General features: G+C 58.5%; 17 protein-coding genes and 1 pseudogene. 10 read left to right on the top strand and 8 right to left on the bottom strand.

Annotated features, from left to right (window positions below):
- Nucleotides 1-52: 52 nt before the first annotated feature.
- The 3 genes from LKE90_RS03735 to LKE90_RS03725 form a co-directional block, all read right to left on the bottom strand.
- Nucleotides 53-1,147 (bottom strand): zinc-binding metallopeptidase family protein, encoded by a 1,095-nt coding sequence (locus LKE90_RS03735; RefSeq protein WP_291490937.1) that lies wholly within the window; start codon nucleotides 1,145-1,147, stop codon nucleotides 53-55.
- 122 nt (nucleotides 1,148-1,269) lie between these two features.
- Complete coding sequence (locus LKE90_RS03730) at nucleotides 1,270-2,688, bottom strand: vWA domain-containing protein (protein ID WP_291490936.1); 1,419 nt, start codon at nucleotides 2,686-2,688, stop codon at nucleotides 1,270-1,272.
- A 175-nt stretch (nucleotides 2,689-2,863) separates the two neighbouring features.
- Complete coding sequence (locus LKE90_RS03725; protein ID WP_291490934.1) at nucleotides 2,864-6,271, bottom strand: transglutaminase family protein; 3,408 nt, start codon at nucleotides 6,269-6,271, stop codon at nucleotides 2,864-2,866.
- Nucleotides 6,272-6,420: 149 nt separating this feature from the next.
- Between LKE90_RS03725 and LKE90_RS03720 the strand changes: the two genes are divergently transcribed.
- Entirely contained in the window at nucleotides 6,421-7,167 is a 747-nt protein-coding gene (locus LKE90_RS03720; protein ID WP_291490933.1) for a phosphohydrolase, read from the top strand.
- A gap of 431 nt (nucleotides 7,168-7,598) precedes the next feature.
- Here LKE90_RS03720 and LKE90_RS03715 read toward each other — a convergent pair whose 3' ends face one another.
- Together LKE90_RS03715 and LKE90_RS03710 are read right to left on the bottom strand one after the other, a co-directional pair.
- Nucleotides 7,599-9,800, bottom strand: a complete 2,202-nt coding sequence (locus LKE90_RS03715) for a pyrroloquinoline quinone-dependent dehydrogenase (protein WP_291490932.1) — start codon at nucleotides 9,798-9,800, stop codon at nucleotides 7,599-7,601.
- Nucleotides 9,797-10,180 (bottom strand): glycerol dehydrogenase, encoded by a 384-nt coding sequence (locus tag LKE90_RS03710; RefSeq protein WP_291490931.1) that lies wholly within the window; start codon nucleotides 10,178-10,180, stop codon nucleotides 9,797-9,799. Before LKE90_RS03710 ends, LKE90_RS03715 begins: the two co-directional genes overlap by 4 nt.
- Before the next feature lie 144 nt (nucleotides 10,181-10,324).
- Here LKE90_RS03710 and LKE90_RS03705 point away from each other — a divergent pair, with 144 nt between their 5' ends.
- Nucleotides 10,325-10,843, top strand: a complete 519-nt coding sequence (locus LKE90_RS03705) for a hypothetical protein (RefSeq protein WP_291490930.1) — start codon at nucleotides 10,325-10,327, stop codon at nucleotides 10,841-10,843.
- Nucleotides 10,844-10,893: 50 nt separating this feature from the next.
- Here LKE90_RS03705 and LKE90_RS03700 read toward each other — a convergent pair whose 3' ends face one another.
- Entirely contained in the window at nucleotides 10,894-11,097 is a 204-nt protein-coding gene (locus tag LKE90_RS03700; RefSeq protein ID WP_291490929.1) for a hypothetical protein, read from the bottom strand.
- Nucleotides 11,098-11,296: 199 nt separating this feature from the next.
- Here LKE90_RS03700 and murJ point away from each other — a divergent pair, with 199 nt between their 5' ends.
- Entirely contained in the window at nucleotides 11,297-12,859 is a 1,563-nt protein-coding gene (murJ, locus tag LKE90_RS03695) for a murein biosynthesis integral membrane protein MurJ (RefSeq protein WP_291490928.1), read from the top strand.
- Between the two features lie 84 nt (nucleotides 12,860-12,943).
- Here the strand turns inward: murJ and LKE90_RS03690 are convergent, their stop codons facing one another.
- Nucleotides 12,944-13,642 carry a YfdX family protein gene (locus LKE90_RS03690; protein ID WP_291490927.1) on the bottom strand — a complete coding sequence of 233 codons (699 nt, stop codon included), beginning with the start codon at nucleotides 13,640-13,642 and terminating at the stop codon, nucleotides 12,944-12,946.
- Between the two features lie 205 nt (nucleotides 13,643-13,847).
- Here LKE90_RS03690 and LKE90_RS03685 point away from each other — a divergent pair, with 205 nt between their 5' ends.
- Genes LKE90_RS03685 through LKE90_RS03675 form a run of 3 tightly spaced genes read left to right on the top strand, consistent with a single transcriptional unit; the run spans nucleotide 13,848 to nucleotide 15,974 of the window.
- Nucleotides 13,848-14,126 (top strand): hypothetical protein, encoded by a 279-nt coding sequence (locus LKE90_RS03685; protein WP_291490925.1) that lies wholly within the window; start codon nucleotides 13,848-13,850, stop codon nucleotides 14,124-14,126.
- Nucleotides 14,127-14,130: 4 nt separating this feature from the next.
- A complete protein-coding gene (locus LKE90_RS03680) occupies nucleotides 14,131-15,660 on the top strand; it encodes a PepSY-associated TM helix domain-containing protein (RefSeq protein ID WP_291490924.1) in 1,530 nt (509 codons plus the stop codon).
- On the top strand, nucleotides 15,657-15,974 hold the full coding sequence (locus LKE90_RS03675) for a hypothetical protein (protein WP_291490923.1): 318 nt from the start codon (nucleotides 15,657-15,659) through the stop codon (nucleotides 15,972-15,974). Before LKE90_RS03680 ends, LKE90_RS03675 begins: the two co-directional genes overlap by 4 nt.
- 516 nt (nucleotides 15,975-16,490) lie before the next feature.
- Here the strand turns inward: LKE90_RS03675 and yajC are convergent.
- Entirely contained in the window at nucleotides 16,491-16,862 is a 372-nt protein-coding gene (gene yajC, locus LKE90_RS03670) for a preprotein translocase subunit YajC (protein WP_291490922.1), read from the bottom strand.
- Between the two features lie 138 nt (nucleotides 16,863-17,000).
- On the opposite strand from yajC, the gene LKE90_RS03665 reads away from it, so the two are divergent.
- The 4 genes and pseudogenes from LKE90_RS03665 (at nucleotide 17,001) to LKE90_RS03650 (ending at nucleotide 21,196) form a co-directional block, all read left to right on the top strand.
- Nucleotides 17,001-17,861, top strand: coding sequence for an ATP-binding protein (locus LKE90_RS03665; RefSeq protein ID WP_291490921.1), 861 nt, complete (start codon nucleotides 17,001-17,003; stop codon nucleotides 17,859-17,861).
- A gap of 134 nt (nucleotides 17,862-17,995) precedes the next feature.
- A pseudogene (locus LKE90_RS03660) lies at nucleotides 17,996-19,123 on the top strand (Rieske 2Fe-2S domain-containing protein); the annotation flags it as partial.
- A 280-nt stretch (nucleotides 19,124-19,403) separates the two neighbouring features.
- Nucleotides 19,404-20,387 (top strand): 8-oxo-dGTP diphosphatase MutT, encoded by a 984-nt coding sequence (gene mutT, locus LKE90_RS03655; RefSeq protein WP_291490993.1) that lies wholly within the window; start codon nucleotides 19,404-19,406, stop codon nucleotides 20,385-20,387.
- A 53-nt stretch (nucleotides 20,388-20,440) separates the two neighbouring features.
- The gene (locus tag LKE90_RS03650) at nucleotides 20,441-21,196 is read left to right on the top strand and encodes a competence/damage-inducible protein A (RefSeq protein WP_291490920.1); all 756 of its coding nucleotides are present in this window, start codon (nucleotides 20,441-20,443) and stop codon (nucleotides 21,194-21,196) included.
- Nucleotides 21,197-21,251: the final 55 nt, after the last annotated feature.

Here is a 21,251-nt window from a genome sequence, read left to right as displayed (position 1 = left end):
TGCAGTAAAGAATGGAGCTGATTTCATGCATGAAATCAGACAAACCAAAGACTTACTGTGGCGCGGGGGCAACGGGTGTCAAAGGCAATCCATGCACAAGATCGTGCACAAAACGCAGTTTTTCGGCGATCGCCGGTGTAATGACAAAAGGATAGAGATCCGGCTGTCCCATTGAACGATTCAGCGCGTTCACTGCCACCGTCAGAGGCGGCCAGGCCACCAGCAGCTCCTCGAAACTGGTCGCTGCATAGGTATCGAAATTGAAGGTCTGCGACAGACTGCCATCCTTCGCCACTGCCGGACTGACCGCCACACCGAACGCCACGGCGGTCTGGAGCGTGTCCACGATATGCAGATAGTGCGCCCACGTTTCCGCGAAATCTTCCCAGGGATGCGTGGTGGCATATGAACTGACGTAATTCTCCTGCCAGCCAGTCGGCGGCCCGTTTTCGTAATGCTGCTGAAGAGCCGCGCCATAATCCTGCGTGTGATCACCAAACATGGCGCGGCAAGGCTCTTCGTTACCCGCGTCACGCACCAGGACGTTCCAGTAGAAATGCCCGATCTCATGCCGGAAATGCCCGAGCAGCGTGCGGTAATACTCACCCATCTCGACCCGCATCTTTTCACGCTCGGCATCATCAGCCTCGCGCAGGGCAATGGTGATGATGCCCTCGTCATGACCGGTCATGACTTTTTCATCCCCGTTTTCAGGGTCATCCGGAAAATTGAAGACCAGCCCTCCCGTCGGGTTTTCCTCACGGGTCGGCACGGGAAGATGCAGCAGCAGAAGGCTGTAAAACAGGCGGTGCTTGGCCTGTTCCAATCGCCACCACAGTTCCCGGTTTCCTTCCTTGTTCAGGTCGGGAATGACGTGGTTATAACGGCACGCGATACAGAGGGCATCCGTATGGCCTTCGGGAACCAGCCAGTTGCAGACGCCATAGTCCGCGTTGGTGCAGAGAAAGCGCGTCGGTGCTTCTGCGCCATCCCCAACGGCGAGCCAGCCGCCTTTATCAGCGGACGCTTCAAGCGCGAGAAGCCGGCCCGTTTCAGTGCAATATCCCAGCCTGTGGCCACAACTTTCGCATTGCGTGTTTTCAAAGAAAAGAACCTGACCACAGCTCTGGCAACTGAACAGTTTCATGGCAGCCTGACTTCCATCCGCATCGATATGCCGATGAACGCGCACAAGGTGATTTTGTTGCACCCTTGCGGCGGATAAATTGCCTTCCTGACATGACAACAAAAACTGCTCTTGTACGATTTTTACTTGGTCAGCCTGAGAGAGGTGTCAGTGATAATTTTATTAAAAACCGATGAAAATGCCTGCTTGATTTCAGGGCCATCAGTCGCTTCGAAATAGTAGTCATCGCTTGTGGCACAGTCCTGCACAGCATCCTGCATGGACCCGGCGCCACTATCGGGAACTGATCCGAAATACTGATTGAACCACGAAGAACTTCTGTCGACGTAATAAGGTGTCCAGACCGAAAAAATCTTTACGTTCATATTTTTCAGAGTTGTACAGCCTGATCCGAAATAAGTTGTAACATTTCTGTTGGCCAGAGAATTATTGTTGACGTAGGTGTCTGATGTACCATCAGACAGAAACACAACATAGGTCGTCATCTTGTTGGCGGCGGAACCATCACCGACATTTGTCAGATGAGAAGCAACATAGTTCAGGGCATCTGCTGTTTTCGTATAACCACCATTGTAAACATCAATTTGCATTCCGTATCTGCTTGTATTTTGACTGTTATAGCTGTTGATGTAAGGGGTGGCATCTTCCACATCCACGGAAGACAGAGCAGATGAAATCTGGGACTGGTCCGAAGTAGGCGCAAGAACCTGCGTTATCTGCGTGCCAAAAGTCACCATGCTGATCGAAAAATGATTGGCAGCATTTGCTGACACATCGGATATCTGCGAGGCCAGATTGGACAAAGCGGACCGCACATAGTCGATTTTCAGATCAAGTCCGTTGTTCTGCGCGTAAGCCCGCATGTTGCAGGCTGGCAGACTCTGATAAGATGATGTCTGTGTCGTACATTTTATTGATTTGATGCTATCGTAATAACCATGAGTATCATGGCAGGCAAAAGCGCACTGGGCAGGTGTGTTGAGCAGTGTATTGATGACCGCCTGCGTGCCACCAATCGCCATAGAATTCGAAACATCCACAAGAAAAATGATCTGTAGATAGGACTGTCCGGCTGTGACACTTGCGGTCGATGATACGCTGACCGCCCCGCTCATACTGGGAATCAGATTGGCCAAAACAAACTTGGGGGTAGAACTTAAAGCGACGGTTACAGTACTGGAATAATCTCCAATGCTGTTATACGTCACAGTCGCAGTCGGGGTGGCCGACAATCCGGCTCCGGCAGCGTTTGCACTCACGGTCGCCTGAGCAACTGTTGTCGCTACGGTCTGAGCATTGCTTTTGGCGTCACTCCCTCCCGAAGCAAGACTTTCATTCGCCGCTTTCGCCGCCTTGAGCGCCGCAGCATCCGCAATGCTCTGAAGTCTGGTTTTCGTGTTGACGATCGTCCCCACGTTGATCGCGACAGATACGCCGATCATCGTCGTAAACATGGCGGCAGCCACAAGAATCGCGACGCTACCTTCTCTCGCCCTGAGGAAAGAAACCTGACCTACAAAGAATTTTTTGAAATAGGACACATATATGTCCTACAGGAATGAGGTTTATAAAATATTTATTTTAAAAATCCTGTTTCCTCAAAACGGCGAAGACCGTCCTGAGGATGGATAATCGCGTCCCCAACCTCGTCCTTGTCAGCCGTGAAACAGTCAAGCCGACGGGACATCAGGAAACTGTCCCGTCGATCATGATCTCTCAGAACCTTCTGAGATCCAGCGTCCTTGGCTGCTCCATCGACCGCTCCACATGCGGTTCCCTCATCGCGCCCGGCGTATGACCGAACGGGAAGAAACGGATGCGACGCCGTGCCTCCGCCTCATTGGCGTTGACGGGCCGTGTCTCGTAATTCCGGCCACCCGGATGCGTCACATGATAAGTCAGGCCGCCAATACTGCGTCCGGTCCACGTATCATAAACATCGAAGACCAGAGGCGTTTCCACACCGATCGTCGGATGGAGGGCGCTTGGCGGATTCCATGCCTTGAACCGCACACCGCCGACATATTCTCCCTGCCGCTGCGTTCCGGTCAGCGGCACGGCGCGACCGTTACAGGAAAGGATGTAACGCTCATCCACCCAGCCGGAGACGAGGGCCTGCACACGCTCGACAGAGCTATCGACATAGCGCGCCGTCCCCCCTGCCGCCGGCTCTTCCGCCAGCGTATTCCACGGTTCAAGCGCCGTGCGCAGTTCCAGCGTCATGCCCAGTTCAGTGACGGAGCCGATTTCCGGGAAACGGAACTGGAAGTGAGGCTCGAACCATTCCTTTTCGAGCGGCGCGCCCAGCATCCGCAGTTCGTCGATGGCATCTCCGAAATCCTGCCTGACATAATGGGGCAGCATGAAATCGTCATGCAGACGGGTCCCCCAGCGCACCAGACGCCGCTCATACGGCTTGTCCCAGAAAGCCGCGATCACGGCCCGCATGAGCAGCACCTGCGCCGCCGCCATGCGGTGATGCGGCGGCATTTCGAACGCGCGATATTCCATCAGCCCAAGCCGCCCGGAACTGCTTTCCGGCGCGTAGAGCTTGTCGATGCAGAATTCGGTGCGATGCGTATTACCGGTGATATCCGCGAACAGATTGCGGAACAGCCGGTCCGTCAGCCAGGGCGGCGTAAATACCTCCCGATTGACCTGCCGGAAGGCAATCTCCAGTTCGTAAAGAGCATCCTGCCGAGCTTCGTCGATACGAGGGTGCTGCGAACTCGGGCCGATGAAGAGACCGCTGAACAGGTAGGACAGCGACGGGTGATTGTGCCAGAACCCGGCCAGTGATTTGAGCAGGTCGGGCCGCCGCAGGAACGGACTGTCCTCTGCATTGGCTGCGCCCATCACCACGTGGTTGCCTCCACCCGTGCCGACGTGACGCCCGTCAAGCATGAATTTTTCCGCAATCAGCCCGACATTGCGCGCTTCCTCATAAAGCTGGCGACTGCGGGTTTCGTGCTCGTTCCAGCTCGCCGCAGGATGCACGTTGACCTCGATCACACCCGGATCAGGCGTGATGGAGAAAGAAAGCAGGCGCGGATCACGTGGCGGCGCATAGCCTTCCAGCACGACCTTGCGGCCAAACTCGGCGGCCGTCGCCTCGACAGCCGCGCAGAGATCCAGCCAGTCTTCCACCGCGTAAAGCGGCGGAAAGAAGACATGCAGAATGCCGTCGCGGGACTCTACGGTCAGCGCCGTACGGACGACATCCGGTTCCTCGCGATTGATCTCCAGCAGATGTTCGCTGAGCGCCCGGTCTGTGCTGATGCGCCACGGCTTCCGCACCGGGTAGGGCGGCAGGGCCGGAAGATCGGAGAGCTGCGGCATCGGACGCTCGGGTGGCGCCACCGACCGGCTGATAAGATCGGGCACGGTCGCACGATAACTCTGCGATGAACGCCGCGCAAAAGCCGGATGGGGCGGTAGCCGCGGGTGAGGCGCGAACGGATCGACAGGGAGCGGCTGGTCAATGTCGTCGGCGTCCGCCCAAGGCAGACTCTGCAAAGGCAGCCGGAAGCCGATCGACGAATCACCGGGAACCAGAAAGATCGTATCGCCCCGCAGGAACCAGCGGCCGGACTGCCAGCGGCGTACACCGTCCTGCACGGTCACCCGCAAGGGCAGGACTGATCCGGATTCGCGTGAGAGGCCACGACCGAAGACACGCGCCAGACGGTCGCGTTCCAGCGGATCGTTCAGTCTGGAGCCTTCCGCCAGCACGTTGGCCGGAAGACGATGTTCTTTCCAGAGGTAGTAATGAATGTCTTCGTAGGCAGGCGTGACGAGTTCCGGATCGACCTGCAACTTGCTCGCCAGAGACTGGGCGAAGCGCCTTGCGTCATGCTCGGTGGCGTTGTCGGTATCATCATCGGACGCCAGCAGCCCGCGATCCAGCCAGACCGGCTCGCCATCGCGCCGCCAGTATGTGGTCAGCGCCCAGCGGGGAAGCTGTTCACCCGGATAATGCTTGCCGAACAACGTCATATAAGTCGCGCCGGGCGACCAGATCGACATGAGACGGCGCAGCAGACGGTTGGCGTAGGCCCGCTTGGTCGGGCCAAGCGCCTCGATATTCCATTCCGGCGCGTCCATGTCATCGGCGGCGATAAAAGTCGGCTCACCCCCCATGGTCAGGCGGACATCGCCTTCTTCAAGCTTGCGATCGACCGCCTCGCCAGCGGCGAGAATGGTGGCCCATGTCTCCTCATCATACGGTTTTGTCGTGCGCGGCGTCTCGGCGACACGCTTCACATGCATGTCGAAACCGAATTCCGTTTCACACAGTTCGACACCGCCGGAAATCGGCGCTGCCGAACCGGGCTCGGGTGTCGCCGCGAGCGGGATATGTCCCTCGCCTGCCAGCATGCCCGATGTCGCATCCAGCCCGATCCAGCCCGCCCCGGGGAGATAGACTTCCGCCCATGCGTGCAGGTCGGTGAAATCCTCGCCCGGGCCTGACGGTCCCTCCAACGGTTTTTCATCGGCCACAAGCTGGATCAGGTATCCTGAGACAAAACGGGCTGCGTAACCGAGGTTGCGAAGAAGCTGGACAAGCAGCCATGCGCTGTCACGGCAGGAGCCCTTACCCTCTTCCAGCGTCTTGTCCGGAGACCAGACGCCGGGCTCCATGCGGACGATGTAGCTGATGCGTTTCTGGACAGTCTGATTGAGCGCCACCAGCATATCAACGTTGCGCCGTTTTTCCTTTGGAATCTCGGCGATAAGCGCCTTGAGCAGAGGACCGGCGGGTTCGATTTTTCTGTAGGGAGCGAGTTCCTGATCAAGAACATGGTCGTACGTAAACGGCCATTCTTCGGCTTCCGGCTCAAGGAAGAAGTCGAAGGGATTGATGGTCGCCATATCGGCGACAAGATCGACGGTGACGTCAAAATGCGTGACACGTTCAGGAAAGACGACGCGCGCCTGCCAGTTCCCGGACGGGTCCTGCATCCAGTTGATGAAATGGGGCTTCGGTTCAATGGTCAGCGCATAGGACAGAATGTCTGTCCTGGCGTGCGCGGCAGGTCTGAGGCGAATGACCTGAGGCCCCATCGTGACAGGGCGGTCATAGCGATACGTTGTCTTGTGAGTCAGCGCGACGTTCAGCGTCATCGTCATCTTTCCAGATCGGTCCTATAAGGGATTAAACCTCAGCTCTCGCCGCTTCGACAGTCCTTTTCGTTACGATTCTAAAAAAAATTAATGATCCCTCCCGAAAGCGCCAACACCCTGCCGTGAACGTCCTGCCCGGAAGAGACGAAATGCCAGCATCATCCGACACATCCCACACACTTCATGCTCTCGCTCATGACCTGCAAGGCTGGCGCTGTCAGGAGTTGAGCCCCCATGTCCAACTGGTCGTCAATCAATCCGGGCCTGTTCTGACACCGGATATCGAGCTGCATGTTCAGACCATATGGGAAGACGCCTGCACCCGCCGTCCGGGACTATTTAACGGGCGTATCTTCTGCATGGAGACAATCGCCCCTGACCGCATCGCAGGCTACTGGACGGAATACCGCCGGGCTCTGGCGCAAATGGCGGACCCGACGATTTTTGGTGACATGCCCCTGCATCAGTTAGCCGTTTGCGGCCTGCTACGCTGTGCGGACGGTATCATTCTGGGCAGACGAGACCCTTCATCCCTCTATCTCGGCGGCTTCTGGCAATCGCCGCCAGCGGGGACTGTCGAGATGCGCGAAGCGGGACAGCCTCTTTCCCTTGCCGGGCAGATTCTCGCTGAAGCCGAAGAAGAGCTTGGCCTGACATCCGCCGACATCAGCGTCGGCGCACCCCTCCTCGCCGTCACCCATTCCAGAACCGCCATTGTCGATATCGGTATTTCCCTGATCACACCGCTCTCTTTCGCCGCCGTGAAAGAGAAATGGCTGTCGCGAGCCAACAAGGAATACGACCAGTTGATGGTCATTCCTGACGAGCGGATCGAGGACTGGTGTCTGCGGGATGACGTGCTGCCGACGACACGGGCGTTACTACGCACGACATGATCTCTTCTGTTTCAGCCATGTTATTTTTTCATGTCTGAATTACGATTTTCGTTTACCAATCGATCCGTAAATGATAAATCTGGCTCAGGATCAAGCCTCAAACGAAACAGGAGCCCGTGCCATGGTCACCCGCATTGCCCGTTTTGTCTCGAACGGCCTGATTGCCGTTCTGGTGGCATCGAAAGATGAAGTCGGCATTCCGATGACTGCTACCGCCAAGTCGCAGCAGAAACCCTTCTGATACGCGCTGCCCGCAGGTAACGTTTCTTACAGGCACGACGTCCGTCAACGATTTGTCGTAATCAAAAAACCCGCAGATTTTTTCTGCGGGTTTTTCTGTTTCCGGGTCTATTTCAGGAGCATGGCACACCCCGAAGAGGTCTCCCTTTTCACACTGCCCATGGCAGAGGGAAAGGAAGACCGTTTTCTGTTCAGTGCGCCTCAGGCAGTGCGTAGACAACCAGTTCATCGCTGACCGGCGTCATCATGAAGTGATGCCCTCCGGCCATGATCGCAACATACTGCCTACCCTTGTACTCATACGTCATCGGCGTGGCCTGTCCGCCGCCCGGCAGGACAGCGTTCCAGACTTCCCTGCCTGTTTTCAGGTCGAAAGCGTGGATCAGATTGTCGGTCGTCGCTCCGACAAACACCAACCCACCAGCCGTAATCACCGGACCACCGTTATTCGGCGTGCCGATTGTCAGCGGCAGGTAGGTTGGAAGTCCCCACGGACCATTGGCGCGTGCGCTGCCCAGCGGATGCTGCCACAGCACTTTTCTTGTGTGCATGTCGATCGCCGTGATCATGCCGTATGGCGGCTTGTTGCACATCATGTTGGTGAACTTGTTCCAGAACGGCGTCACGACAATACCGTACGGTGTGTCGGCCATCGCGCCATTCCCTTCGGCGCCACCGGCCTTGGGATTGAAATGCGGACTGTCGATCGGCAGAAGCCCCAGTTCATCAGCCTTGGCGCGATCCACCAACTGGTCCCGCATCGGGGTATTGTTCCAGTTGGCGATCAGGATGCCGGTCCCGGCATCATACGCCACGCTGCCCCAATCGCTGCCACCATTGTAACCCGGATATTCAATCCACGGCCTGTTGATCTCGGGAGCCGTAAATTCACTCTCGTATTTCGACTTGCGGAACAGGATGCGACAGTAAAGCTGGTCGATGGGCGTCATGCCCCACATGTCGCTTTCCTTGAGATCAGGAAAACCGAGACGCGGCATTCCGACCGACCAGGGCTGTGTGGGAGAGCGCGGGTCGTCCGGAACATCCGTGTCCGTCGGAGCCGGACGCTCCTCCACCGGCAGGATCGGTTTGCCGTTCCGACGGTCCAGCACGAAGGTCTGACCACGTTTTGTAGGCATGATGAGAGCCGGAACAATGCCATCCGCCGTGGGCATGTCCATCATCGTGGCCTGAGAACCGATGTCGTAATCCCACACGTCCTTGTGGACCGTCTGGAACACCCAACGGGGCGAGCCCGTCTTGACGTCGATGGCGACAACGGAGGAAGAAACGGCGTTTTCCTCCGGCGAACGCATGGCGCTGTAATAGTCGGCCGCAGAGTTCCCTGTCGGCACGTAAACCAGCCCAAGCTCGTCATCACCCGTCATGGCCGCCCATGAGTTCGGGGTGCCACGGCTGTAGTGCTCGCCTTCCTTGGGCTCGCCATGCTCGTCGGGACGATTGACATCCCACGCCCACAGGAAACGTCCGGTTTCAGCGTCATAACCACGGATCACGCCAGAAGGCGCCCAGCGTCGCTGCCCGTCCAGAACCTCCTGATTGGTCACGATGGCACCATTCACAACCGGCACCGGCGCAGTAATGGAGACGAATCCCGGAACGGATTCCCCCATGCCCTTCATGAGATTGACCTCGCCGTGATAGCCGAAGCCTTCACATTTCCGGCCGGTCTCCGCATCAACCTCGATCAGACGCATATCCAGCGTGCCTTCGAGAATACGGTTATGACAGGGTTGTCCTTCAGGAACGGTTGAGGACGTGTAGTAGGTCACACCCTTGCAGGCGGCCGTATAGGGAATGCTCTCGTATCTGACGCCAGCCTTGAAGTGCCAGACCTCCCTGCCCGTGGCGGGATCAATCCGCATCATGTCGTTCATGGCGGAACACATGTAGAGACCATCGCCCACCTTGATCGGCGTGGTCTCGGCGGCCCACTTGTTGGCCTGTCCGGGGCCGGGCTTGCTGCCTGTGTGGTAGACAAACGCCTGCTTTAACTGGCTCACATTGTCAGGCGTGATCTGGTCGAGCGGAGAATAGCGCGTGGCGTTACCGTCACGACCATAGGCTGGCCAGTCGTCATGGGCTGGATGACTGCCTGCCTGTGCGACCGCAGGAGTGACCTCACCGGGAGGCGCTGGTGGCCCATCCGGAATGTCTCCCGCATTCACACCGCTCGCCTGAGGCGCGCTGGGGGACGGCGCTCCATACCAGTTCGCGGGATGCGGAGGGGTATCGTTACTGGCGCCCGCCCCATCTCCCGGCGGTGTCTGGTTCTTCGACGGAGCCTGCGCCAGCGACACGGAAATCGGTCCGGACAGGCAGGGCAGACCGCATATGACAGTGGCCGCGAGCAGAACTCTTTTCCGTATCATATCATTCCCCCTCTGGGCGAGGTCTCGCGCTGGATACGGTTGAGAACCGGAATTGTGAGCAGGACGGCAACAGCCACAAGGGAAGGCCCGAACAGACGGGGAAGCAGGCCCCAGCCATCCATTCCGACTTCCCAGAAAGCCCATGGCCAGGTACAGATCCACGCTGCGAGATAGACAAGCGCCCCGACGACGCGCCCGAACGCCATCAGGATACCTCCAGCAATGATCGCCGCCCCGAACAGCACATAATATAATGAGCCACCCAGCACCGCGAGTTGGGCTCCCATTATGAGCAGGGGCAATCCAAGCAGAACAATCAGAATTGCCACAGCAAGCGTGGCCAGTTCTGATGCGCTTTTCGGACGATGAACCGTTTCCATCAAAAATCTCCGACTGCGTTGATACGCTGCCGGGGGTAACGCTGAATGATATAAAGTGTTCCGTGCTGATAAATCGCCATTCGCGGCTACCGGTTGGCGCAGGCAAATGATAGATTCTACGGACATTTTTTCGGAAGGATGGAAATGCGGCGTTTAGGCTTTACCGCAGGGCTGCTGTTCTGCTTTTCGGCTCATGCACAGGAAGCCGTCACCACGCCGGAAAGAATGGATGGAGCATGGGTCGCCCTGCATCATTCGTCCGATGGCGGCGAGCATGTGGATGCCTGCATCCTCAAGGCCAGCGGGCCGGTGCTGCAATTCCGAGCGACCCGGAAAGCGCTCGCCATTCAGGTCGCGGACGAGAACGCTTCTGTCGGACAGTCCCTGCCCGTAACCCTGACAGCGGGACATTTCACCAGAACCTTCCAGATGACGTCAGCAGAAGCAGCCACCCTGTCGGCAGGTGTCGAGGCTGGCGTCATACGGAGCACGCTGGAGGCTTTCAAAAAAGCGACGAATCTGACCATCCGGATTAACGGAATTGACGGAGAGCCGATTTCTCTGGACGGCAGTTCACGCACTCTCGATGCGTTTCTTTCCTGCATGAACACACAGGGGTTCGGAGACCAGAAAAAAGGTCAGGAGCAAAAGCAAACACGCTGACCGAACCTGCATCCGGTCGCCTGTCGAAAACGAATGGCGTCCGACTTTCTTCAGGCAGCGAGCCAGATGGCGGCCAGCACGAAAATGGTTCCCAGAGTGACGAGAACCAGTATCCCGGCCGCATTGCCGGGCATGACGGAAGGCAGTTCGACGACAAACCGCGTCGCGGCCAGCAGCATCAGCACTCCGGCGACAAAAGCCACGATCCTGACGATTGACGTGGAACTGATGGGAAAACGTCTGATCGGTCGCATGATGACTCCGGGTCCGCTCCTGTCCGGAAGCCGGTGAGGAAGCACTCTCACGCTCTAGCATCTCTCTGAGGCAGGGCAACCCATGACTTCGCGGCCCCTCTCATGCAGAAAGAAACAGGCTGGCTTCTTACCTATTTTTTCTGCGCGCCGCCCCACAAGCCGTCTTCCCGATAAGCGCTGGACGCCCCTATAAGCATTCATGCTCAAAGGGTTCCTCACTGTCGGCGGCTGGACCATGCTCAGCCGCATCCTCGGTCTTGTCCGCGATCAGCTTCTCGCCGCCTTCATGGGGGCCGGGCCGATGCAGGATGCCTATCAGGTGGCGTTCCGTCTTCCCAACATGTTCCGTCGTCTGTTCGGCGAAGGCGCTTTCAACGCCGCTTTCGTGCCGCTCTTTTCCGCAGAACTGACGACGGAAGGTGACGACACGGCCCGCACGATGGCGCGGCAGGTGTTCGGCGTCCTTCTGACGTGGCTGGTGATCCTGTGCGTGCTGGGCGAGATCTTCATGCCCGCCGTGCTGCGGGTGATCGCCCCGGGTTTCGCTGAAAACGGCGCGCAGTATGCGCTCGCCGTTACTCTCAGCCGGATCACCTTTCCCTATCTCGTGCTGATCTGCGCGGCGGCGCTGGTGTCGGGCGTGCTGAACGGGCTGCATCGCTTCAGCATGGCCGCCGCCGCCTATCTGTCATTCAACGTGGTCGGCATCGCCGCCGTTCTTTTCACGACGCCGTTCTTTCCCAGCGTCGCCCATGCCGCCGCATGGGGCGTGACAGCCTCGGGCTTCGTACAGCTTGGACTTCTCATGTATGCCGCGCGCAAGGCTGGCTTTGACCTCACGCCGCTGCCGCCCCGCATCACGCCGAAAATCCGTCAGCTTGGACGCCGCATGCTGCCGGGGCTGATCGGCAGTGGCGTCACCCAGATCAATCTGACCATCGACACGATCATCGCCACCCTGCTTCCTGCGGGCAGCGTCTCGCTGATGTATTTTGCCGATCGCCTTAATCAGTTGCCTCTTGGCGTGCTTGGAGCCGCCGCCGGAACGACGCTTCTGCCGGTTCTGACCAGACATCTGGCGTCAGACGATATCGACGCGGCTCACGCGGCACAGAACCGGGCGATGGATTATGTCCTGATGCTCACCCTGCCTTCGATGGCTGGCCTGCTGGTTCTCGGCACACCCATCATGCAGGTTCTGTTCGCCCACGGCTCCTTCAGCCTGATGGATGCGGCCCTATCCGCCCAATCGCTTCGGGCCTACGCGCTTGGCCTGCCCGCCTTCGTGCTGGTGAAGGTTCTGGCTCCGGCCTTCTTCGCACGCGGCGATACATCCACGCCGGTCAAAATCGGTTTCTTCACATTGACGATCAATCTGATCCTCAACCTGCTGCTGATGAAACCTCTGGCGCATGTCGGGCCACCTCTTGCCAGCAGCCTCGCGGCCATCGTGAATGTCAGCGTTCTTTCTGCGCTGCTCATCCGCCGTGACGCCCTTCGCCCGGATGCCGCCATGCTCCGGCGGATTGCGCTGATGGCGATGGCCTCTGTCATCATGGCGATGGCCCTGCTTGGGCTGAACAGCCTGCTCCCCATGCCACCGTCACATGTCACATTCTGGCTGGCTGTCCTGCTGGCCTGTGAAGTGCCTATGGGCGGTCTGCTCTATCTGCTGTCCCTGCACCTGTTCGGCGTGCTGGATCTGGCCAGCGCCCTTGACGGCGTCAGGCGTCGCCTCAACCGGAAGCGAGGAAAGGCCTGACGACAGCAGAAGGCGCGGCAAAAGCGTTTCTTCTGTCCGGAAGTCTCTCTGACACGGCTCCCGGACAGAAACAGCGGACTGGTTTCAGCGGGCCGAATGCGACGGAACCGGCTTTTTCCCGACGTTACCCAGCACATTGTCTTCACTGACGAAACGAAGCGATTCCTGCGCCCCGGTCAATGCGGCGACAGCTTCTTCGGTCTTGCCGCCCTCCAGAAGAACGGAAGCACGGTAAACGTCTGCCGTGAAAGTCTGCTGGGGTGCGATGGCGAGAACGAACTGAACGTCCACACCTGCCTTTTCCAGCCCTTCGGCAGCGGTTCGGGGCTGTCCTTTCTTCAGCAGATCATTGGCTTCGGCGATAGCCTGCTGCTGGCCGGGGGACTGTTTCGCCTGTGACGAGATGACATACTGTCCAAGCACAGGCAGCCACAGAACAGGGTCAGCAACAGCGACCGAGGATGGCAGCCTGCCCGAATGACCCGCGGGAATGGCGGCGGCAGGATGCAGCTCGTTCTCGGCCTTCAGAAACTGGCGGTTGTCCTTCGATGCCCGGGCCAGTGTCCGGTTGGCGTCGGCCAGCGCATCCGTGGCAATCTTCTGGTCCTTCTCGATAATCGCCCTGCGCGCCACATCGACGTCAGCAAAAGCCCTCAACCCTTCCTGCGAAAGGCGTCCGAAATCCTGATCGACCTGTCTGGCGGTCACGGGGGCGGCAAAGGCGGGCTGGGCGCAGACTGCGGCAGTCACGAAAGCTGAAGCCAGAAAGGTGCGAATAGTCATGAATTTCTCCAGAAAAACGATCACCACACATTGACGCATCCGGCCTCAGATAAAAGACAGGGAGATGCAATGCCGCCTGCAGATTTTGGCATGGAACAATTTTCAACAATTCCGGGGGCTGCTTCCCGGCATTATCCACTTTACAGGATATGAGGACAGCCCCTATCAATTGCGAATAACTATCATTTACAGAACCGGTTCTCCCATGGCCTTCGCATCCTACTACCTGCCCCGACTGCTGATTGCATCCCTTCTGGCGTATCCGGCGGGGCTGGTCGTCGCAACCTTCCTGCCCCATCTGCTGCATATGGCCCGCCCGGACTCGTTCTGTGTGGCCCAGATGGGAGCGATCATTGTGGTGCCCACCACGGTTCTGACCATTTTCGGGACGCGTTCTCTCTGGGTTGGACTGCTGGCGGCCGTCGCGGTCATCTCCGCGACCATGCTCATAGCACTCCCCCTCGCCGCTTTCGGACCCCAGTGACGCGATGACAACCACACACAAGCAGAGCGCGCCTTCCCTGCGTACGCGTATGGGATGGCTTCACGCATGGGTCGGCTTTATCGCGGGGCTGCTTCTGGTCTGTATCTTCGTAACCGGCACCATGGCCGTTTTCGATACTGAGATCACGCACTGGATGCAGCCGGAAACGCCCTACGCACAGCCGGGCATCCCCTCCGCTGCGGCGCTCGATCAGGCCGCCGCAGTCGTGATGACGCAGGAAGGCAAGAAAAACCGTATCTTTCTCGGCCTGCCCTCGGATCGTGATCCCTTTCTCCATGTGAGCTACATGGATCACGACGCTTTCAAGAGCGAAACGTTTCATCCCCAGACCGGACAGGCGGTTCCCCTGCGGGAAACGGCGGGCGGACTCTTCTTCTTCTCCTTTCATTACACACTTTATATGGGCCATATGTTTGGCGTCATCTGTGTGCAGGTGCTCGCCATCGGGATGCTGGTCACGCTCGGATCAGGCGTCATAATCCATCTGAAAGCCCTGCTGCCCAATCTCGTGGCTTTCCGCCCGCAGTCCAGCAGCCCTCGCCCGTGGATCGACGCGCATGTCATCGCCGCCGTCCTCTTCCTGCCCTTCATGTTCATGATCGCCTACACTGGTGTTCTGATCCATGCGAACCGCTTCTTTCCCAACACGGCCATCGAACGTCCGAACCGTGATGGACCGGGTCGAAACGGTCATCACCAACTGCCTCCCCTGCCGCCGCTGGCTCCCCTGCTGGCTGACGCGGCAGAGACATTCGGTGCGGACAAGCTCGGCTTCATGCAGTTTTCTCCCAAAACCGTGACCGTCGTGCGGGCGGACAACAGCAGGATCGGCATCAGCCGGGATCATATTGACTATGACCGCGTGACAGGAGCGCGCATCGGTCTGGTCAGCAAGGACAGTCCGGCAGCGAACACCTCCCAGTTTCTCAGCGGCCTGCATATGGCGCGCTGGGCTCCTGTTCCTGTCCGCTGGTTCTATTTCATTTCGGGCTGCGCCGGTTACGTGATGTTTGCCACCGGACTGGTGATGTTCCTCATCAAGCGCCGTCGCTCCGCCTCTCAGAAAAACTCCCTGCCCATGGAGATTGCGGAAGGGCTGGCTCTGGGAACCGTGCTGGGCATGCCCCTGGCCTGTGCTGGCGTTCTCTGGATGAACCGGCTTCTTCCCGCCGATCTGCCTTCCCGCGTCACGATTGAAGGCTCGACCCTGTTTGTTCTGTGGGGCGCTCTGACTGTCCATGCACTTGGCCGGACGTTTGGACGCAAGATGATGAAAGGCTGGATTGAGCAGAGCAGCCTGCTGTCCCTGCTCCTCTGTCTGCTTCCCGTCCTTGATCTTGCGACACGCTGGAAATGGATCGCCGGACAGGATCAGACCGTCTATGTCGCCGTCGATCTCACCTCTGTCGTGCTTGGCCTCGTCGCGCTGCGTCTCTCGGTCGTCCTGAAACGCAGGAGCGACACAAACGCCAGCCTGACTGAACCGTCTTTCTCGAAAGAGATCGTGTCATGACCATGCTGACAGTGTCGTTGCTGTTCAACCTTGTCCTGTGGAGCATCGCTCTGACCTGCCATGCCCGTCTCCAGAGCGGCTGGCAGAGACGCCGGAAATGGTCTCCCTCCCGACCCGTCCAGCAGATCATGCAGGCAGGCAGGGCGATCCTGCCCGCGCTGGGACTGATCCTGTCCATATTTCTGACCGGATCGGAAGGGGTTGTCGGCTGGGTAGCGTCCGCTTCTCTCGCGGGTGTCCTGATTGCTTTGGGAGATGCATGGCGCGCGCCACCTCCAAAATCGCAACGCGTGGTAAGTTCATCAGGACGATAAGGAAAACGGACAGGATCTCCTGACAAAAACAGAAGACCTGTTGAGGCGAAAGAAAACACCGTGAAATATTACGTCCCCATGTTTGCGGCGGGATATAGCTTCATAATCGTCGCAGGGCTGATATTTTCCATGGAAATATGGGAAGGTCTGGCGCCCACTGGCTCTGCCCCTCACATGACGCCTGGCTTACGGTGGGCGGGGCTTATCCTGCTTGAAAGTGGCAGCTGCCTCTGTGCTGCCGCCGCTGCCCTGATGGTTCAGATTTTTCTCAGGACACAGCAGGACAATCGCGCTCCCCGCATCCGTGCTGATTGAAAGCAGCATTAGGGCGGGTCTTTGTCATGGCGCGGTTCGCGGACATCATGCCTCAAGGAACATCACCCTTTACGGGTAACTTCCCGAAGACCCTGACCGTCCGGGATAAAGCAGAGAGCGGGCACAGAGGATCAGCCGTCACCGATACCGATCCTCTCACACCGTGCCGACAGTCATGGGTTAGAGAGACATGCGTTCCGATCAGGCCTTGCCGACGCTTGCGCCTGTGTCGTTGGCGGGCTTCTCGACACTGGAAAGCACAGTAGAGACCGTGGAGCGCAGAACTTTCACAGTGACATTCGGCGCAATTTCCACGTCGATTTCATCCATCTCCGGCGAAGCCTTGCGCACCACACCGATGATCCCGCCTGACGTGACGATACGATCACCACGACGCATGTTCTGGAGGCTCTCTTTCAGCTTCTTCTGTTTCTGCTGCTGAGGGCGGATCATCATGAAATAGAAAATGACAAAAACCAGCGCATAAGGGAGCAGTTGATACATGCCACCCAGACCGCCTCCGGCGCCGCCGGCAGCCTGAGCGTAAGCAGGAGAAATAAGGAAATCACTCATCACGGTAACTTTTCGTCCGACGGGTTGCGGTCAGCCATAGCTGACTGATAGGCCGGGACCATAGATTTTGGACGCGATGCGTCAACCATTGCTTTATGGCATGACCTTCCGTCTCAGGACTGTTTTTCGGAAATCAAGATGACAACAGATATCATGCCCGTTCTGGAACGTATCGCCTCCGCACTGGAACGTCTTGCACCGGCGACAGCCTCGCTGGACGGTCTGGACGCGGCCGACGCCTTCGTCTGGCAACCGCAGCGCGGCAGACTTTCTCCTGTCCGCGCCGTCTCGCATGTCGCCCTGAAGCTGCTTCAGGGAGTCGATTCCCAGAAACAGCTCCTCCTGAACAACACCACGCATTTCGCAGCGGGACTTCCGGCCAACAACGCGATGCTGTGGGGCTCACGCGGCACAGGGAAGTCCTCTCTGGTGAAAGCGTGCCACGCCGAGATCAACGCGACGCTTCCGCAGGACCAGCACCTGATCCTCATCGAGATCGAGCGTGAGGATCTCGGCACCCTCCCCGATCTGATGGATCTTCTCCGCGCATCAAACCGCCGCTTTATCGTGTTCTGCGATGATCTCTCGTTCGAGCGTGAGGATGCGGATTACAAGGCGCTCAAATCCGTGCTCGATGGCGGCATCGCGGGACGACCGGAGAACGTGCTGTTCTACGCCACTTCCAACCGGCGTCATCTGATGCCGCGCGACATGATCGAGAATGAGCGGGCGACAGCCATCAACCCTTCCGAGGCGACAGAGGAAAAAGTCTCTCTCTCCGACCGTTTTGGCCTCTGGCTGGGCTTTCATGTCTGTCCGCAGGACGTGTATTTCGACATGGTCAGAGCCTATGCGAAAGAGCGCAAACTGGCGATTTCGGATGAAGAACTCTGTGCCCGCGCCAATGAATGGGCTGTCACGAGAGGCAACCGCTCCGGTCGCGTCGCCGCCCAGTTTATGGATGACCTGACAGCCTCTCTGGGAAGCAGAGGGCGATAAAGTCACAAATTTTTTCCTTTTGATCTACCTCACTTCGCCGGGAGGACCGAATTGCTATAGGAAAATGACTTTATTTTTTATACCGTTACGAAAAGCAGTGCATACTGTGCGTTATGGATGTGAGCAGAGATACGATGGATCAGCCAACCACGACCGAACTGCCCGACGACCTTGAAGACATCTGCGAAACAGCCTCTGAAGCAAAGCGCAGCCAGACGGTCGACCTCCGGCGTGTCCACTGTGATCCTGATTTCTGGTATCCCGTCGCGTGGTCACGTGAACTGAAACGCGGCAAGACGATCGGCGTGCGTTACGCCGGTCAGCCCATCGCCCTGATCCGCCCTGAAGAAGGGAATGTCTTCGCCCTAGAAGACCGTTGCGCCCACCGACAGGTTCCCCTGAGCAAAGGCCGTGTGCAGGGACAGTCCGTGCAGTGCTGCTATCACGGCTGGGCCTACGGACGTTCCGGCCGCTGCATTGACGTGCCGTATCTCGGCAAAGGCAAACTTCCGAACGGCGTGCGCACCTTCCCGGTGATCGAGCAGGACGGTCTGATCTTCGTGTTCCCCGGAGACCCGGAAAAAGCCAAGACGGTTCACCTGCCCGCAACCCTCGCCCGTGTGGATGATCCGGCCTACAAGACCCGCCGCTTTGGTCGGGAAGTCGGCTGTCATTACAGCTTCATGCATGAGAACCTGATGGATATGAATCATCAGTTCATGCACATGAAGCAGATGGGCCAGATGCGCCCGCGCTTTCTGGGGCAGAAACGTGAGCCCGGCCTGGTCGAGGCGCGCTATTCCTTCGCCCGCACCGGCGGCAAGCAGCCGATCGGAGAAGCGCTGATCTTCGGCGAACGTCGGGATGCTTCGGCAAAGCATCAGGATCGTGACGTCATGACGATCCGCACGACCTACCCGTATCAGACCCTGCATATCCAGACCGGTGATGAAGCCCCGGTGATGGATTTGTGGATCGCCTACACGCCGCAGGACAAGGACCAGTTGACGAACCGCACGTTCGGTCTTCTGTCCGTAAAACGCCCCGGTATTCCGGGCCTGCTTGATCTGGCGTGGCCGTTCCTGATCGCGTTCACCGAGCGGATTTTCGCGGAAGACCGTGAAATCGTCGAACTTGAGCAGAAAGCATGGAATGAACTGGGGGGAGACCACAATGTGGAGGTCTTCCCGGTCATCAACACCCTGCGCGCCCTGCTGGCTGAATGCGGCGTTCCTGCCGACACCAGCAAGACCGATACGCCTGCATCCTGTGCACCAGCTTCCTGCAAAAAGGCAGAACAGCCCGTAGCGGCTACTGCCCGTCCTGTGTCAGAATCCGACGCAGATGCTGTCAGATCAGAAGCGCCCGACTGTCAGAATCCTGACGGCTCTGCCGAAGAAGCAACGGCGTCTTCCCCTGCGACATCGACAAAGCGGAAGCGTCATCGGACCAGAAAGCACCCCAAAGATAACACCGTGACCCCTTCCGTTTCCTGACAATATCGAGGCTATTGTGACTTTTCCGGTCGAACCGCCAAGGCTGATGGCTGGAACATTCTGTCTGCGAGGTCTCCGCCCCGACGATGCCGGGGCCATTCACACGCAGGTCAATGACTGGAACGTCATCCGGATGCTGAGCCGGCTGCCGTTCCCCTACCCCCGCGATCTCGCCGAACGCTGGATCACCAGCGCCGTGCAGCAGGCTGAAGCCGGGACAGCCTATCATTTTGCGGTCGAAAATCAGGCTGGCGTGGTCATCGGCTGCATCGGTCTGACACTGAGCCAGACTGACGGCCATTGCCGCGGCTCACTGGGCTACTGGATCGGGCGCGAACACTGGCGGCAGGGTATCGCTACCCTCGCGTCCGACCGGCTGTGCGGCTGGGCTTTCGCCAATCTGCCTCTGGATACGATTGAAGCTTCTGTCGCACAGGATAACGTCGCGTCCGTCGCCGTGCTGAACAAGCTCGGCTTCCGGCAGACGGGCGTCGCTACTCAGGTGTTCACAGCCAGAGGCGGCAATGTGAATGTCCTGCTGTTCAGCGCCTCAAGAGAGAGCTTCGACACCGCTCACGAGAACAAGCCTCTCGCGGACACCGACACATCCCCCCAAGAGGCAGCCGAACCCCGCCGTCTCGTGCTCGTCGTGGCTGCGGCCCTGATTGATGCGAGCAACCGCATCCTTCTCGCCCGCCGTCCGGAAGGCAAGACGCTCGCGGGGTTATGGGAATTTCCCGGCGGCAAGATGGAGCCGGGCGAAGCGCCGGAAACCTCGCTGATCCGCGAATTGCGGGAAGAACTCGGCATTGACGCCAGCACCGCCTGTCTTGCGCCTTTTACCTTCGTGTCTCACAGTTACGAGAAATTCGATCTGCTGATGCCGATCTATCTGTGTCGACAGTGGCAGGGGCAGCCAGAAGGCCGTGAAGGACAGAAACTTGCCTGGGTGGAGGCCCGCGATCTCGATCAGTATCCGATGCCGCCCGCCGATATTCCTGTCATTCCCTTTCTGCGTGATCTGCTTTGACTGCCTGACGCCCGATTGTCTTTACTGCGCATGAGAAAACGAGATACCCGGTCATGAATCCCACTTCAGCTCTTATCGTCATCGGCAACGAAATTCTTTCCGGGCGCACGCAGGACGCCAATATCCGTTTTCTGGCGACGCAACTCGGCGATCTTGGCGCTCCGCTCAAGGAAGTCCGTGTCATTCCTGATGTAAGGGAGACGATCATCGCCACCGTCAACGAGATGAAGGCGCGTTATGATCAGGTCTTTACGACCGGCGGGATCGGTCCGACCCATGACGACATCACCTCATCCTGCGTGGCCGAGGCGTTTGGCGTCCCGCTTGAGCTTCACGCTGAAAGCGCCGCCCTGCTGGAAGACCATTACGGCCGGGATCAGTTCACGACAGCCCGCCAGCGGATGGCGATGCTGCCGCGTGGCGCAACGCCGATCAAGAACACCGCCTCCATCGCGCCGGGATTTTCCATCGGCAACGTGCATGTCATGGCCGGGGTGCCATCGATCATGCAGGCCATGTTCCACGCCGTCAGCCCGGCGCTGAAGCGGGGGCAGCCGATCCAGTCGAAAACATGGTATGCGCTTGGCATCTATGAGAGCGTCATCGCCGCTGCTCTGGAAGCCGTCCAGAATCGTTATCCTGATCTGGATCTTGGCTCCTACCCGTTCAAGCGGCCTGACGGACGTGGTGGCGTCGCTCTCGTGGCGAAAGGTTCCGATCTTGCCGACCTCGAAGCGGCGTCACAGGCAATCCATGATCTGATCGTAGCGGCTGGCGAGACGCCGGTAGAGGGTGAACCAAAACCCTGATCCGGGCCTGTCAGAGTCCCAGAATGCAGAAAGGCCCGGACACGATGTTCCGGGC

The sequence above is a fragment of the Acetobacter sp. genome, from assembly GCF_022483985.1.
Taxonomy (GTDB): domain Bacteria; phylum Pseudomonadota; class Alphaproteobacteria; order Acetobacterales; family Acetobacteraceae; genus Acetobacter.
Note: the sequence above shows the minus strand (reverse complement) of the source record. Positions and strands in the feature narration are given on the sequence as shown.